The following is a 14,902-nucleotide window of genomic DNA, read 5'->3' as shown; positions in this document are numbered from 1 at the left end:
ATTGATTTCCCAGGAATAAAACAACAGAAAAGTTTAAAGAAAAGATTAAATTTGTCAGAATCACATTGGGAAAAACGAGATTTCCAACAGATTGAATATCTAGTGATTCAGATGAGAACCAAAATTTTTTAAACCATATCGATGACCAAATTCACACATCTACACGTTCACTCTCAATACTCCATTCTCGATGGTGCGTCAAAAATTAAACGCATGATCGATAAGGTTAAGGAAGATGGCATGCCTGCTGTTGCCCTGACTGATCACGGAAATATGTTTGGGATTAAGGAGTTTCATGCTGCAGCAACCTCCAGTGGGATTAAACCTATTTTGGGAATTGAGGCTTATGTGGCACGTCGTTCGCGTTTCGATAAGAGTGAAAGGCAAGACCGATCTGGTTATCACTTAATCATCCTGGCAAAAAACAAGCAAGGGTATCATAATTTGATGCGCTTGGCTTCATTGGGTTATGTTGATGGTTTCTATTACAAGCCTCGTATCGATAGAGAGCTTTTGGAGAAATATCATGAAGGACTTATTATTTCAACAGCTTGCCTGGGTGGCGAAGTGCCACAGCATATCATGAATGAACGATGGGCTGAATTGGATGAGACCATTACCTGGTATAAGAATTTGTTTGGTGAAGATTATTATCTGGAAATTATGCGTCACAAGACGGATGACCCCGTTAAAAATGCAGATATATACGATAATCAGGAGTTGTGTAATAAGAAGATATTAGAGCTTTCGAAAAAGCACGATGTTAAAGTAATTGCAACCAACGATTCTCATTTTCTAAATGAAGAAGATGCAGATGCGCACGATCTTCTGATTTGTTTGAATACGGGTAAGGATTTGGATGATCCAACCCGAATGCGTTATACCAAGCAGGAGTTTTTGAAGACCACTGCTGAAATGAGTGAGCTCTTTGCGGATGTTCCTGAAGCCATTGCCAATACTCAGGAAATTACCGATAAAGTGGAAAATTACGAGTTGAATGTTCCACCATTGATGCCTGATTTCCCTATTCCGGAAGGCTTTGAAAATGCGGATGCTTTTTTACGTCATTTGGCTTATGAGGGGGCTCACGAACGTTGGGGAGAAGATCTGCCTAATGATATTGTTGAGCGTTTGGATTTTGAGCTGGAGACCATTAAAAAGATGGGATTTCCGGGCTACTTCCTGATCACCTGGGACTTTATTAAAGCCGCTCGTGAGATGGGCGTTATCGTGGGGCCAGGTCGTGGTTCTGCAGCGGGATCGGCTGTAGCCTATTGCATTAAAATTACCAATATAGACCCAATTAAATACGATTTGCTGTTCGAGCGTTTTCTGAATCCGGATCGTATTTCCATGCCCGATGTCGATATCGACTTTGATGACGATGGTCGTCAGCAGGTGTTGGATTGGGTGACTGAAAAATACGGGCACGAAAAAGTGTCTCACATTGTTACGTTTGGAACCATGGCAGCCAAATCATCCATAAAGGATGTGGCACGTGTTCTGAAATTGCCTTTGTCTGAAGCGAATCGTTTGGCTAAATTGGTGCCGGATGGGCCTAAAGTCAATTTGGCAAAGGCTTTTAAAGAGGAACCGGAACTAGAAAAAGAACGAACTTCTGATGATCAGCTTGTGGCTCAAACTCTGGGGTTTGCTGAAAGTTTGGAAGGCTCGGTTCGTCAGACCGGGGTGCATGCCTGTGGTATTCTCATCGGGCGTGATGATTTGACTGAGCATATCCCTATTATGCAGGTAAAGGGTATCAATTTACTGGTGACCCAGTACGATGGTCGTTTTGTTGAGGATGTCGGCATGCTTAAGATGGACTTTCTGGGATTGAAAACTCTGTCTATTATTAAGGATACCTTAGCCAATATCAAGTTGTCCAAGGGAATTGATGTGGTCATTGATGATATTCCTATTAATGATGAGAAGACATTTGAACTCTTCTCTCATGGTGAAACAACAGGTATTTTCCAGTTTGAGTCTCCGGGAATGAAGAAACACCTGAAGGCTCTTAAACCGAACCGTTTTGAGGATCTTGTGGCGATGAATGCACTTTATCGTCCGGGACCAATGCAGTACATTCCCAACTTTGTAAATCGTAAACATGGTACCGAGGAGATTATCTATGATCATCCCATCATGGAAAAATATCTGAAGGATACTTACGGTATTACGGTCTATCAGGAGCAGGTGATGCTCCAGTCCAGAGCGCTGGGGGGATTCACACGTGGTATGTCTGACTCGTTGCGTAAGGCGATGGGTAAGAAGAAGAAAGCCGAAATGGATAAGCTGAAAGTTCAATTTATCGAGGGGTGTCTTGCCAACGAGGAATTTATGGAAGGCTTTGAGAAGGAAGTGAAAGGTAAAGGTAAAACCTTTAAGGTGAAGCTTGAGGATGATAAGGAAGTTATCCGAAAAATTGAAAAGGCTGAGGATCTGATTGATAAAATATGGTCGGACTGGGAAGCTTTTGCTCAATATGCATTTAATAAATCGCACTCGGTTTGTTATGCCTACATTGCCTATCAAACAGGTTATCTGAAAGCGCATTATCCTGCTGAATTTATGGCGGCAGTTCTGAGTCGTAACCTATCTGATATCGAAAAGGTAACCATTTTTATGGATGAGTGTAAGCGTATGCGTTTGCCTGTATTAGGACCTGATGTTAATGAATCGTATCTCCGTTTTACGGTGAACAAGGAAGGTGCTGTTCGTTTTGGTATGGCCGCGGTAAAAGGGGTTGGAGAGGCTGCCGTTGAAGATATTATCAGAGAAAGAGAGAAGGGGGACTTTAAGGATATATTCGATTTTGTTGAACGTGTTAATTTAAGAACGGTCAATAAACGAACACTTGAGAATCTGGCTATGTCCGGAGGTTTTGACAGTTTTAATTTGAATCGCAGTCAGTATTTTGCCTGTGATGAATTTGATACGCCTTTTATAGAGCTTTTATCCAAATATGGTAATAAGCTACAATCTGAAAAGGCCATGGCTCAACAAACCCTTTTTGGAGGGGTTGAGGACTATGTGGTAACACCGCCTAAGGTGCCGAGTTCAGGCGAGTGGAATAAACTTGAGCGATTGAACAAGGAAAAGGCGCTGATTGGGATTTACCTTTCTGCTCATCCGCTTGACGATTATCGTTTGGAAATCGATTCATTTTGCAATGCATCATTGGCTGAGCTTTCAACCGATATGCTTCAGTTTAAGGATAAAGATATTAGTATTGCTGGGATGGTTACGGCTATTCGCCGTGGTATTACCCGTACGGGTAATCCTTTTGCAATTGTTAACATCGAGGATTTCACAGATTCGTATGAGTTGCCTTTCTTTGGTAAGGATTTTCTTGAATTCAACAATTATTTTGTTGAAGGATTATCCGTGTTTATAAGCGGACGTGTTCAACAACGTACCTGGCCGAAGGATTCAACTGAATTGGAATATAAAATCAAGTCAATTGGCCTGTTATCTGATGTTCTAGAGCAGAGAGTAAAACGAATTACACTTACAATACCTCTTATGAGTTTAACTCAGGAAATTGTAAATGAGATGGAGAATTGTTTAACCCATGAAGATAATAAAGGAAACTTAATTGTTGATTTTGTAATTGTAGATGAGGGGAAAATGAAATTAAAAATGTTTTCGAGGACATGTAAAGTAAAACTTTCTCCGGAATTGATAGAATATTTTAAAAATAATTCTGAAATTGATTTCAAAATTAACTAAATTGCGTCTTTAAAAATTAACATTCTAGATAGCTAGATATGACAGTTTTGTATGATGTATCTGGCTGATATAAACCAAAAAATAAAAAAACCATGACTATTAAAGTAGATGATACTAATTTCGAAGAGATTGTTTTAAAATCTGATAAGCCTGTATTGGTTGACTTTTGGGCTGAATGGTGTGGACCATGTAGAATGGTTGGACCAATCGTAGATGAATTAGCTCAAGATTACGATGGCAAATTTGTAGTAACTAAAGTTGATGTTGACTCATGTCCTGCAACTGCTGCTAAGTTTGGAATTCGTAACATTCCTACCATTATTTTCTTAAAAAATGGTGAGGTTGTTGACAAGCAAGTGGGTGCTGTACCAAAAACAGCTATAGCTGAAAAAATGAATGCTTTACTATAAGCCATAGTAAAACATCGTAATCATATTTAAGGCATAGAATTCTTTTCTATGCCTTTTTTTTGTCAAATTTGAATTATCAATCTGTTAAGGAATTATTGAATTTATTACTAGTAGGCAAGTACAATCATGAAGCAATTATCTGATTTAATAGAGTTTGAAGCATTTGATAATCTGGAGCTAATGGCTAAACAAATTGTTGAAGGCTTTCTTCTTGGCTTGCATCGAAGTCCTTATCATGGTTTCTCGGTGGAGTTTGCTGAGCATCGTCAGTATAATAAAGGTGAATCGACCAAGCATGTCGATTGGAAACTCTATGCCCGAAGTGATAAACTTTTTGTGAAACAATTCGAAGAGGAGACCAACCTAAGAGCACATTTGGTGATTGATAACTCATCATCTATGCTTTTCCCTTATCAGGACAAGAAAGTCTCTAAAATGGCCTTCTCAGTGCTTTGTTCTGCCGCTTTGATTCATCTTTTGCGGAACCAACGCGATGCGGTTGGTTTATCTACTTTTTCGGATGAGGTTGAATTGCTAACTCCGGCAAAATTATCCCTTGCACATGCGCAGCGACTTTACGCGGAATTATTAAAAATTTACAATAAAGAGGAGCTTGGTTTAAATCGGAAGACGAGGTTCTCCAAAAACATTCATCTTTTAGCCGAAGCCATTCATAAGCGTTCGTTAATCGTTATTTTTTCTGATTTGATAGGGGATGACAGTCCTCAGGAAATATTAGAAGCTCTTCAGCATTTGCGTTATAATAAACATGAGGTGGTTTTGTTTGCTGTTACCGATCATGATTTGGAAAATAAGTTCAATTTTGCCAATCGCCCATCAAAGTTTATCGATATGGAAACAGGTGAGAGCATCAAGTTGAATCCTTCTGAAGTACGTGATGCTTTTATTCAGAAGCAGACTGCTTTTTATAATGAAATGAAATTGTTGTGTAGTCAATTTGCTATCGATTTTGTTGAGGCGGGTATCCACCAACCCTTTAAAGATGTTTTACAAGCCTATTTAATAAAGCGTAAACGGATCGGTTGAAATTGGCTCTCAAATGCTTAGTTCTAGTCGAATGAAATGAAGTTCATATTCTTTATTGATAATCCATTATTTGAATTCTAATTTTATTATTCATTAGCTTTATTTATTTTTATGACATAACCGACTTTGAAACCAATGAAACCATTTCTTTATATTCTCTCTATTTTCTTATTATTTGCTTGTGACTCTTCAAAGACACAAAAAAACCTTGTTAAAAATGACGATGGAGAAGTGTTGGAAGGCTGGGTGAAAAAGTATAATGGTGAGAAATTAAGCTCCGAGACCTTTTACAAAAATGGAATAAGGGAAGGTGTTGCCCGTGTTTATTATGATACCGGAGAATTGAGTGATGAGGTTATTTATGTGGGGGATGAGTTAAATGGAATGGCAAAAAAATATCATAAAAATGGACAGGTTTATTCCTTAACACCCTATGTGAATGATAAAAAAGATGGCGTTCAGAGAAAGTTCTATCCCAATGGAAAACTTTGGGCTGAAACACCTTACAGACGAGGAGAACCTGGAATTGGTTTAAAAGAATATAAGCGTAATGGGAGTTTACGACAGATATTTCCTTCTATAGAATCTCAACAATTTGTTCAATCGGACAGAGTTACTTTAAAGATGTTTCTGAATAATTATTCAAGGAATGTGGAGTTTTATATTACCCCTTTGGTTGAGAATAAATATATCCCTATTGGAGCAAAAGCCATATCTGCTGAAAAAGGATCAGGGCGAGCTGATTTTCTTTTTAATAATGGTCAAGTTCTTGACACCTTGGTGAATGTTGTTGCAAAGTATAGAACTTCTGATTACAATATTTATGTGGTTCAAAAAGAAGTGCGTGTTAAAAATAGGTAGGTCGCCGTTCTAACCTTTAAGAGCCTCTTATTTTCCAGTTAAAATTTCTTATCGGCCATTGAGGCTGACTTATTCAAAAATCTTTTATTTTTGGCACTGATTGTCAATAAGCAAGCATTCTCCGTGTTTATCAAGGAGAGTGTGAGTTTTCATATTTTGAATTAAAAACAGTTCTATGCAAATCGAAGCCCGCGATATCCTTTTTATTATCAATCCAAATTCCGGCAAGCAAAAGCCTGATACTATCATCAAGCAAATAAAAAATAGCGGACATGATATCGATTATGTTTTAACACAAAGTCTTCAGGAGTTTAACGATCTTTTTATCGATAAGATTAAGAATTACAAGGTCGTTGTTATTTGTGGCGGAGATGGCAGCGTGAATTGTACATTAAAACATTTAGTTGCCCACGAAGAGCTTGTTTTAGCTGTTTTACCTAATGGATCGGGGAATGGATTTGCCCGGGAATTGGGTTTCACAAATAATGTGGAACATCTTATTTGCAACATGCTGAAGGGGGAAATTCGTGAGGTTGATATTGCAAAAGTGAATAATGATTATTCCATAAATGTAGCCGGCTTGGGTTTCGATAGTCATGTTGCATCCCTTTTTGACGGGAGTAAATTTCGTGGTCTTAAGAAATATATCTACTGTACTCTGAAAGGTCTTTTTTCGTATAAACCGATTGAGGTTGAACTTTTTTTAGGTCAGATTAAGCTTACCGGAAATTTCTGGGGGATTTATTTGGCTAATACACGGCAGTTTGGGAATAATGCCATTATTGCACCCGAGGCAAAATACGATGATGGTTTATTAGAGGTGGTATTAATGAAGAAATACCCATTGATTTTATCTCCGATTTTGGTTTACAAGATGTTTACAGGTAAGCTTAAAAATTCAAAATACATGACCTATTTAAGAGCAAGTGAACTCACTATTAAATCGAATTCAAAAACCTATCACCTCGATGGAGAACCTATGGCAATGACTAAAGATTTGAATATTTCTCTTTTAAAACGAAGAATTAAGGTCGTTAAAATGAATTAAGGTTTTTGATATATCTACATCAAATAACAAGCCCTTAACTTTTGAAAGTTAAGGGCTTGTTGTATTTTTAAGGCTTTCGGATATAACTTATTCCCGTATAATCTGAATCCCCCAATCGGTTCCAATTTTGATAATACTAGAAGCCTGTGCTTTAGTCGTTTCATTTTGACGGTATTCAACCACATAATCTACTGCATTGATAATATCCGGATTGATTTCGGCAAAATTTTGTGCAGGAGCCTCACCACTAATGTTTGCCGAAGTAGATACAATTGGCTTACGAAAGCGTTGAATTAACTCTTGAGTAAAGGCTTCTTCCGTAATTCGGATGCCAATGCTTCCATCTGAGTTTATAAGATTCTTAGCAAGATTCTTGGCTCCGGAATAGATAATTGTTGTTGGCTTATTTGTAACTTCAATTAAATCCAAAGCAATTTCAGGAACCTCATCAACATATGAGCTTATGCGGTTTGGGTTTTCCATTAAAACCAACATCGATTTTGAATCCTCGCGTTGCTTTATTTCGTAAACTCTTTTTACTGCTTCTTCATTGGTTGCATCACAGCCAATACCCCAAATTGTATCGGTTGGGTAAAGGATTACACCTCCCTTTTTAAGGACTTCTAAAGCTTGTTTTATATCGTTATGCATATTTCTGTCAGATAATAATTATATCGCCACGTCGTATTCACGAAGAGCGTCGTTCAATGATGTTTTAAGATCGGTTGAAGCTTTTCGTTTTCCAATGATTAAGGCACAAGGCACCTGATATTCACCAGCAGGGAATTTCTTGGTTCTGGTACCAGGAATCACAACAGAACGAGCAGGCACAAAACCATCATATTCTATGGGTTCATCTCCTGTTACATCAATAATTTTAGTCGATTTTGTAAGAACAACATTCGCTCCCAGAACCACTTCTTTTTCAAGATGTACACCTTCAACTACTATACAACGTGATCCAATGAAACAGTTATCTTCGATAATCACCGGAGCGGCCTGAATTGGCTCCAAAACGCCACCAATTCCAACGCCACCACTCAAGTGTACGTGTTTGCCAATCTGTGCGCATGAGCCAACAGTTGCCCAGGTATCAACCATGGTGCCTTCATCAACGTAAGCACCAATATTCACATACGAAGGCATCATAACTACATCGCGGGCTAAGAATGCGCCATAACGCGATACAGCATGAGGAACAACACGAACTCCAAGCTCAGCATAATTGGTTTTAAGAGCCATTTTATCGTGGAATTCAAAAGGTCCCACTTCAATGGTTTCCATTTTACGAATCGGAAAATAAAGGATGACAGCTTTTTTAACCCACTCGTTTACTTGCCAGCCAGTCTCTACAGGCTCGGCTGTTCTTAGTGTGCCCTTATCAAGCAATTCAATAACGGTGTTGATATTTTCCTGAACTTCAGGAGTCTTCAAAAGACTTCTGTCTTCCCAAGCTGCTTCGATGCTTTGCTTTAAATTTTCGTACATGTTTACTTGTTTTTAGTTCTTCAACACAATGACTATTCACCGGAGTAATGCTTGGTTTTGTATTACGCTATAGTTGAAGAATCTTGTCTAAATTTTGATTAATTGTGACAAAGCTAAGAAAGAGTTTTGATTTATTAAATATTTCAAAGCCAGAGGGCTTGTATTTTAGACGAACTTCCTTTTTAAACAGATAGTTGTTGAAAAGCAAATTTTAATTGTAGCTTTCTACAAAATCCAGAATTTGCTGATTGAAAAGCGTATCCGTCTGATTCAGAAATTTGATTTGCAGAGGAATATAAGCCATATTTTCTTTCAGGATATTCGATTCTATTGACATGTCTATAAATCGAACGGCATCTTTTTCTGTGGTAAGAATGATCTTATTTTTTGCTGAAAGTTTATTAAAAGCCTTCTCGATGTGTTCAAGATCCTTAGGTTTGAAACTGTAATGATCCGGAAATTGAATTTCTTCCAATTCATTACAAAACGCCTTTAAATATTTCCTCAGGGGAGATGGATTTGCAATACCCGTTACCAATAGAATACCCAATGATTCTTTTTTCTGATCATTTAGACTTTTTATTTTGGTATTTGGATGAAAAACAGACTGTACAGGTCCATAATCGAGACATGTGAAGTATAATTTCTGATGGGGAAGAGGATGAATATCTTTTTCGAATTTTGCGGCCTCAGAAGTGCTTAAATGCGTTGGACATTTGCTCACGATAATGATATTGGCCCTTTTTTTTCCTGCAGCTCTTTCTCTAAGACGTCCCATGGGCATTACAAAATCAGTTGTAATGGGGCGATTATAATCGATCAGAAGAATAGATAATCCGGGTTTAATATACCTGTGTTGGTAGGCATCATCAAGAAGAATACAATCCAGATTCAGATTTCTTTTGGCTGAGAGGAGTTCTTTGACCCCATTAACTCTATCGGCATCAACGGCAACATTCAGTTTTGGAAACTTTCGATTCATTTGCATGGGTTCATCACCCAAGTCGTTTGAATTTGAATTGTGATCTGCTAAAATAAAGCCTTTCGACAGACGTTTATAACCCCGGCTTAAACAAGCTAAGCGATATTGATCTTGCAAAAGCTTAATGAGGTATTCAGTGTGTGGTGTTTTACCTGTTCCTCCCACTGAGATATTTCCCACTGAGATGATGGGCAAATCAAAAGATTTTGACTTTAAATAGCCCCAGTCGAACAATAAATTTCGGGCAGAAAGAATAGCTGCATAGAGTAGGGTGAAGGGGAAAAGGCTGTATTTGAGATAAGACAGAAGGCTGCGCATGATTAATTATCAGAATGAATTTGCCCTAAAATTAGTCATTTCTTGTGAAAAATGGTCCTGACTGTTATAAAGTACCAAAGCGATGAAGAAACTTCATCGCTTTGTAACCACTAACCGTTATTAACTACCGAACAAGTAAGGAGTTAATAAATACTAACCCAAGAATTAGATTATGATCCAATTCAAGAGAAAAGTTAGATAATTTATTCGAGGTTTCAAAATATAATTGACTGAAAATTGGGTATTTAGAGTTTTTTATTGGCGTGATTTTTATTTCAGCCCTTTAAGAATAAGACTTTCAGGTATGAATTCGTAAGTGAATAAAAATTTCATCACTAAAACTTATTTGATAAAAATTAAATATCGGGTGATGAGCGACTTAGGTTTAAATCTTTCATTTTTTTAGAAATGATTTCTCTTTTTAACTCATCTTCAGACTCATCATTAATAAATGTTAATAAAAACCTCAAGCTTTAATCATATTTTCTATCTTTGACTTATAGCTACTCAGATGCTGTGGAATTAGGTGTTTGGCGAATATTCTATTAAATTATTTTTGTCAGGTATTCAGGTATTTAAACATCCGAATTCAATTTTAAAAATCTACAAATTCAAATCTCGAAATATGAAGGTATTTAAGAAGAAAGGAATCCTGATATTGTTGGCTGCCATACTCTTTTGTAGTGGGGCATTTTATGGATTCAACAGGGACGAAAAGAATTTCGAAATCAGTAAAAATTTAAACATTTACCATACTCTTTTCAGAGAGTTGAATATGTTTTATGTTGATGAAATCGATGCTGGTGATCTGATTAAAAAGAGTATGGATGCCATGCTGGCTTCTCTTGATCCATATACAACCTATATTCCGGAGTCTGAAATGGAAGATTTTAAGCTGATGACAACGGGTGAGTATGCGGGAATTGGTTCATTAATCAGTAAGCATGGGGATGATATTATTGTTGCGGAGCCTTACAAAGATCTTCCTGCCGATAAAGCGGGTTTAAAAGCGGGTGATGTCTTTGTCGAGATTAATGGAATTAAAATTGATAAGAAAGAAACAAATGACGTCAGCAATCTTTTGAAAGGTCAAGCTAATATGCCACTGACTATTAAAATTCGTCGTCCGGGTGTAGATAAGTTGATAGAAAAAGAAGTCGTACGTGCTGAAATTCAGTTGAAATCGGTTCCTTATCATGGTATGCTTAAGGATTCAATTGGGTATATCAATTTGAATCAGTTCACGAATAAAGCTGCCGGGGAAGTTAGAAATGCGTTACGCGAATTAGAGGAGCAGCATGCAAAATCTGTTATTCTTGATTTGAGAGGTAATCCAGGTGGCTTATTGGATCAAGCGGTTGATATTGTCAATCTTTTTGTTGCAAAAGGAGAAAGTATCGTCAGCACAAAAGGAAAAGTGAGCCAATGGGATAAAGACTATAAAGCCGAGAAAGTTCCTGTGGATACTCAGATTCCAATTGCTGTGCTCGTGAGTAGAGGTTCGGCTTCGGCATCTGAAATTGTTTCAGGAGCTATTCAGGATTTAGATCGGGGTATTGTTGTGGGACAACGCACCTTTGGAAAAGGTTTGGTTCAGACTACCCGTAACTTGAGTTATAACTCTAAATTGAAGGTTACAACGGCTAAGTATTATATTCCTAGCGGAAGGTGTATTCAGGCCTTGGATTATAGCCACCGCAATAAAGATGGCAGTGTAGGAAATGTCCCAGATTCGTTGATTACTGAGTTTAAAACCAAAAATGGGCGTATTGTTCGTGATGGTGGAGGGATTCTTCCGGATGTGAAAGTTGATCTTGATTTATACAGCAGTTTGTCAGTAGGTTTGATTCGTGAGTTTAAGATTTTCGATTATGCAACCCTTTATGCCAATAAGCATTCTGAAATTGCTGATGCGACATTGTTTGAACTTTCAGATGAGGATTATGAGGATTTTAAACAGTTTTTAAAAGCTGAAAAATTCGAATATGAATCAGAAAGTACGGAAATTTTAGAAGCCCTTAAAAAGGCGGCTAAAGAAGAAAAATATTTCAATATTGCTAAAGAAGAGTTTGACCAAATAACCGCGAAATTGACTCCGAATCTCGATCGCGACCTTAAGATGTTCGAAGAGGAGATTAAAACGCTATTAGCTCATGAGATTGTTAAGCGATACCAATATCAAATAGGAGGTATCTTGTATGCTCTTCGTGATGATAAGGTTCTAAAAGAAGCGATGAACACGCTTAAAGATCAAAAGAAATATAAAGAGATTTTAAAGAAGTAAGCCTGAAAAAGCTTGTATTAGATACAAAAAAAGACCTGCAATTCGCAGGTCTTTTTTTGTCTATGACGGGATAAGCTTTTTATAATTTTGCACCAAATGCTAAATCACCAGCATCACCACAGCCAGGGACAATATAAGATTTTGAGTTTAACTCCGAATCAATTGCGCCCATCCATAATGTAATATTCTCATCTGCAAGTTTCTCTTTTACAAATTCAACACCTTCAGCACTTGCAATAACCGATACAATGTGTACATGTTTAGGGGTTCCCTTTGTAAATAAAGCTTTGTAAGCTAACTCCATTGACGATCCGGTTGCTAACATTGGATCAGCGAGGATAACGACTTTGCCATCGATAGATGGAGATGAGATGTATTCGAATTTAATTTCGAATTCTCCTTTTTCATTGTACTTTCTGTAAGCAGAAATAAAGGCATTTTCTGAACGATCGAAGTAGTTTAATAAACCATTGTGTAATGGTAACCCCGCTCTTAGGATAGAAGCAACTACAATTTCATCTTCAGCAAGATTCATTTTTGCAGTTCCAAGTGGCGTTTGAACGTCTTTTTCAGAGTAATTAAAAGTTTTGCTGATTTCATAAGCAAAGATTTCACCTACTCTTTCTAGGTTTCTTCTGAATCGTAAAGGATCGTTTTGAATATTTACGTCGCGAATTTCAGCTATAAATTGGTTGAAAAGGGAATTGTTATCCCCAAGAGTATGCACCATGATGTCGTATTTAAAAATTAGCTGAGCGCAAATGTAGGTATATCTGAAGAAATATTCCCTATGTTTTTCAACTGTTTTTGTAACGACCTGATACAGAGATTATATTTGAGGTGTTTATAAATTTAGATGCTGATAATTGATCTGTTAGGAATTATAAAATTGTCTGAATTCAGATAATGAGTTTTATTGACAAGTTTTGATATTATGAAGGAATACCTTTGTTTGTAATAAGATCATCAAAAGAATTTTGAAAATCATAAGATGAGGGAAAAAAAGAAAGGTGCTATTAATTAGCACCCTTATGAATTAAGCTATAGAATCCGGATTGTTTATGCCTTCTCTATTATTTTATCAGCGACTTCTTTTAGGTTTAAACCAGAAAAGTTGCCAGAGCTCATTAGAAGGAGATTTGTTTTGTCGAAGTTCAATTGCATTAAATCCGTCAATAAAACCTGAGAGTCAGTATAAACTTTCAAGTTCTCGCCGCCAAAAGCTTCTTGAACCTGTTGAATGGTGATAGGTTTCAATTTTTTGTGTTCAACTGTCTTGGGGTTGAAATACACCATGGCTATGTCTGCCAATGACATGCTGCCATGGTATTCAGGCAAAAACTCTTCTTTCAAACTACTGAATGTGTGAAGTTCCATACAGGCAATCAGCTTCCTGTCGGGAAACTGATTTTTCACAGCTTTGGTTGTAGCTTCAAGTTTTGACGGTGAGTGAGCAAAGTCTTGGTAAACAATAGTTTGTTTGCTCTTTGCAAGAGTTTGTAAACGTTTGGCTGCACCCCCAAAACTTTTAATTGAGGTGTAAAACTGTTGGTCACTTAAGCCCAATTCTTTACAAATGAGATAGGCACCTTGTAGGTTCTGGAGATTGTGTTCGCCAAAAATTGACAATTCAATTTCCCCAGCTTTTGTAATCAAAGAACTAACCCCATTATTCACTTTGTGGGAATGCGATTTGTAAGCTTTGTAAGAGATATCATCTCTTTTATTTTGTACCATTTTAGCTAAATGCTGATCATCTCCAAAAAAGATGAGGCTACCACCGGGCTTGATGAAGTTGATGAAAGTCTCAAATTGATTTAAGTAGTTTTCGAAAGTTGGAAAGACATTGATGTGATCCCATGCAATACCTGTCAATAGAGCAATATGTGGGTGATAGAGATGAAATTTTGGACGCGGATCGATAGGCGAGGCGAGGTATTCATCGCCTTCGAAAACAGCAATTTTAGCATCTTCACTTAGTTTTACCATGGTGTCAAAGCCCTCTATTTGCGCTCCAACCATATAATCAAAGTCGATCTGATTGCATTTTAAAACATGCATAATCATCGATGTTGTGGTTGTTTTACCATGTGATCCACCAATTACAACGCGAGTTTTGTCTTTGGTTTGTTCATAGATATATTCCGGGTATGAGTAGATTTTCAAACCCATTTCTTTCGCTTTTTGAAGCTCTGGGTTATCAATCCTGGCATGCATCCCTAGAATGATGGCATCAATATCTGATGTGATTTTGTCGGGAAACCAGCCCCATTTTTCAGGGAGTAAACCATATTTTTCCAATCGACTTTTAGATGGGTCAAATATTTCATCATCAGATCCTGAAACCTTAAATCCTTTTTTGTGTAAGGCAAGCGCCAGATTGTGCATAGCCGCTCCACCAATAGCAATAAAATGTACGCGCATTGATAATATTTTTAGCTTGATCAATGGTAACATTAATCAAAATTTTCGAACCAATTTAATTTAAGAGTGTTTTTACGCTTATTTTCAGCATTTTTATTGTTGTCACGTTATCTGTTGCTTTAAGTTTAAACCGTAGTTTTAAAGGAACATTACAGGCGATTAAGAAGCAATATTGACTGAAAACAAATGAAAGTTAAATATAATCAAATCCTTTGTGATTGGCAGTATTCTTTTTTCTTTCTTACTTTAAGCATTAATCGTTAAATATTGATTTATAAAGCGGTTTGTTATGGCATTTTTTGCTTTGA

At 37.2% G+C, this 14,902-nt stretch carries 11 protein-coding genes; 6 read left to right on the top strand and 5 right to left on the bottom strand.

What is annotated here, in order from left to right; translation table 11 throughout:
• Positions 1-141: 141 nt before the first annotated feature.
• The 5 genes from EO244_RS08320 (at position 142) to EO244_RS08300 (ending at position 7,098) form a co-directional block, all read left to right on the top strand.
• Complete coding sequence (locus EO244_RS08320; RefSeq protein WP_129254206.1) at positions 142-3,732, top strand: DNA polymerase III subunit alpha; 3,591 nt, start codon at positions 142-144, stop codon at positions 3,730-3,732.
• A 92-nt stretch (positions 3,733-3,824) separates the two neighbouring features.
• Positions 3,825-4,142 carry a thioredoxin gene (gene trxA, locus EO244_RS08315; RefSeq protein ID WP_129254205.1) on the top strand — a complete coding sequence of 106 codons (318 nt, stop codon included), beginning with the start codon at positions 3,825-3,827 and terminating at the stop codon, positions 4,140-4,142.
• Between the two features lie 126 nt (positions 4,143-4,268).
• Positions 4,269-5,189 (top strand): DUF58 domain-containing protein, encoded by a 921-nt coding sequence (locus EO244_RS08310; RefSeq protein WP_129254204.1) that lies wholly within the window; start codon positions 4,269-4,271, stop codon positions 5,187-5,189.
• 135 nt (positions 5,190-5,324) lie between these two features.
• The gene (locus tag EO244_RS08305) at positions 5,325-6,050 is read left to right on the top strand and encodes a toxin-antitoxin system YwqK family antitoxin (RefSeq protein WP_129254203.1); all 726 of its coding nucleotides are present in this window, start codon (positions 5,325-5,327) and stop codon (positions 6,048-6,050) included.
• A 175-nt stretch (positions 6,051-6,225) separates the two neighbouring features.
• Positions 6,226-7,098: a diacylglycerol/lipid kinase family protein gene (locus EO244_RS08300; protein ID WP_129254202.1), complete on the top strand. Its 873-nt coding sequence runs from the start codon at positions 6,226-6,228 to the stop codon at positions 7,096-7,098.
• Between the two features lie 87 nt (positions 7,099-7,185).
• On the opposite strand, the gene EO244_RS08295 is transcribed toward EO244_RS08300, so the two are convergent.
• The 3 genes from EO244_RS08295 to lpxK form a co-directional block, all read right to left on the bottom strand.
• Positions 7,186-7,749: an L-threonylcarbamoyladenylate synthase gene (locus EO244_RS08295; protein ID WP_129254201.1), complete on the bottom strand. Its 564-nt coding sequence runs from the start codon at positions 7,747-7,749 to the stop codon at positions 7,186-7,188.
• 18 nt (positions 7,750-7,767) lie between these two features.
• Positions 7,768-8,586 (bottom strand): 2,3,4,5-tetrahydropyridine-2,6-dicarboxylate N-succinyltransferase, encoded by an 819-nt coding sequence (locus tag EO244_RS08290; protein WP_129254200.1) that lies wholly within the window; start codon positions 8,584-8,586, stop codon positions 7,768-7,770.
• Positions 8,587-8,797: 211 nt separating this feature from the next.
• Entirely contained in the window at positions 8,798-9,886 is a 1,089-nt protein-coding gene (lpxK, locus tag EO244_RS08285) for a tetraacyldisaccharide 4'-kinase (RefSeq protein WP_129254199.1), read from the bottom strand.
• A 625-nt stretch (positions 9,887-10,511) separates the two neighbouring features.
• Between lpxK and EO244_RS08280 the strand changes: the two genes are divergently transcribed.
• Positions 10,512-12,170 carry a S41 family peptidase gene (locus tag EO244_RS08280; RefSeq protein ID WP_129254198.1) on the top strand — a complete coding sequence of 553 codons (1,659 nt, stop codon included), beginning with the start codon at positions 10,512-10,514 and terminating at the stop codon, positions 12,168-12,170.
• 79 nt (positions 12,171-12,249) lie between these two features.
• On the opposite strand, the gene upp is transcribed toward EO244_RS08280, so the two are convergent.
• Together upp and EO244_RS08270 are read right to left on the bottom strand one after the other, a co-directional pair.
• Entirely contained in the window at positions 12,250-12,900 is a 651-nt protein-coding gene (gene upp / locus EO244_RS08275) for a uracil phosphoribosyltransferase (protein WP_129254197.1), read from the bottom strand.
• A gap of 329 nt (positions 12,901-13,229) precedes the next feature.
• Complete coding sequence (locus EO244_RS08270) at positions 13,230-14,594, bottom strand: UDP-N-acetylmuramate--L-alanine ligase (RefSeq protein ID WP_129254196.1); 1,365 nt, start codon at positions 14,592-14,594, stop codon at positions 13,230-13,232.
• Positions 14,595-14,902 lie beyond the last annotated feature (308 nt).

Source organism: Ancylomarina salipaludis (assembly GCF_004122035.1).
GTDB lineage: Bacteria > Bacteroidota > Bacteroidia > Bacteroidales > Marinifilaceae > Ancylomarina > Ancylomarina salipaludis.
This window is presented reverse-complemented; position numbering and strand designations above follow the sequence as displayed.

Excerpts from the sequence above, each read along its gene's own strand:
- upp (WP_129254197.1), bottom strand. The coding sequence starts at position 12,900 with ATGGTGCATACTCTTGGGGATAACAATTCCCTTTTCAACCAATTTATA.
- EO244_RS08280 (WP_129254198.1), top strand. The coding sequence starts at position 10,512 with ATGAAGGTATTTAAGAAGAAAGGAATCCTGATATTGTTGGCTGCCATA.
- EO244_RS08305 (WP_129254203.1), top strand. The coding sequence starts at position 5,325 with ATGAAACCATTTCTTTATATTCTCTCTATTTTCTTATTATTTGCTTGT.
- EO244_RS08310 (WP_129254204.1), top strand. The coding sequence starts at position 4,269 with ATGAAGCAATTATCTGATTTAATAGAGTTTGAAGCATTTGATAATCTG.
- trxA (WP_129254205.1), top strand. The coding sequence starts at position 3,825 with ATGACTATTAAAGTAGATGATACTAATTTCGAAGAGATTGTTTTAAAA.
- EO244_RS08270 (WP_129254196.1), bottom strand. The coding sequence starts at position 14,594 with ATGCGCGTACATTTTATTGCTATTGGTGGAGCGGCTATGCACAATCTG.
- lpxK (WP_129254199.1), bottom strand. The coding sequence starts at position 9,886 with ATGCGCAGCCTTCTGTCTTATCTCAAATACAGCCTTTTCCCCTTCACC.
- EO244_RS08320 (WP_129254206.1), top strand. The coding sequence starts at position 142 with ATGACCAAATTCACACATCTACACGTTCACTCTCAATACTCCATTCTC.
- EO244_RS08295 (WP_129254201.1), bottom strand. The coding sequence starts at position 7,749 with ATGCATAACGATATAAAACAAGCTTTAGAAGTCCTTAAAAAGGGAGGT.
- EO244_RS08300 (WP_129254202.1), top strand. The coding sequence starts at position 6,226 with ATGCAAATCGAAGCCCGCGATATCCTTTTTATTATCAATCCAAATTCC.
- EO244_RS08290 (WP_129254200.1), bottom strand. The coding sequence starts at position 8,586 with ATGTACGAAAATTTAAAGCAAAGCATCGAAGCAGCTTGGGAAGACAGA.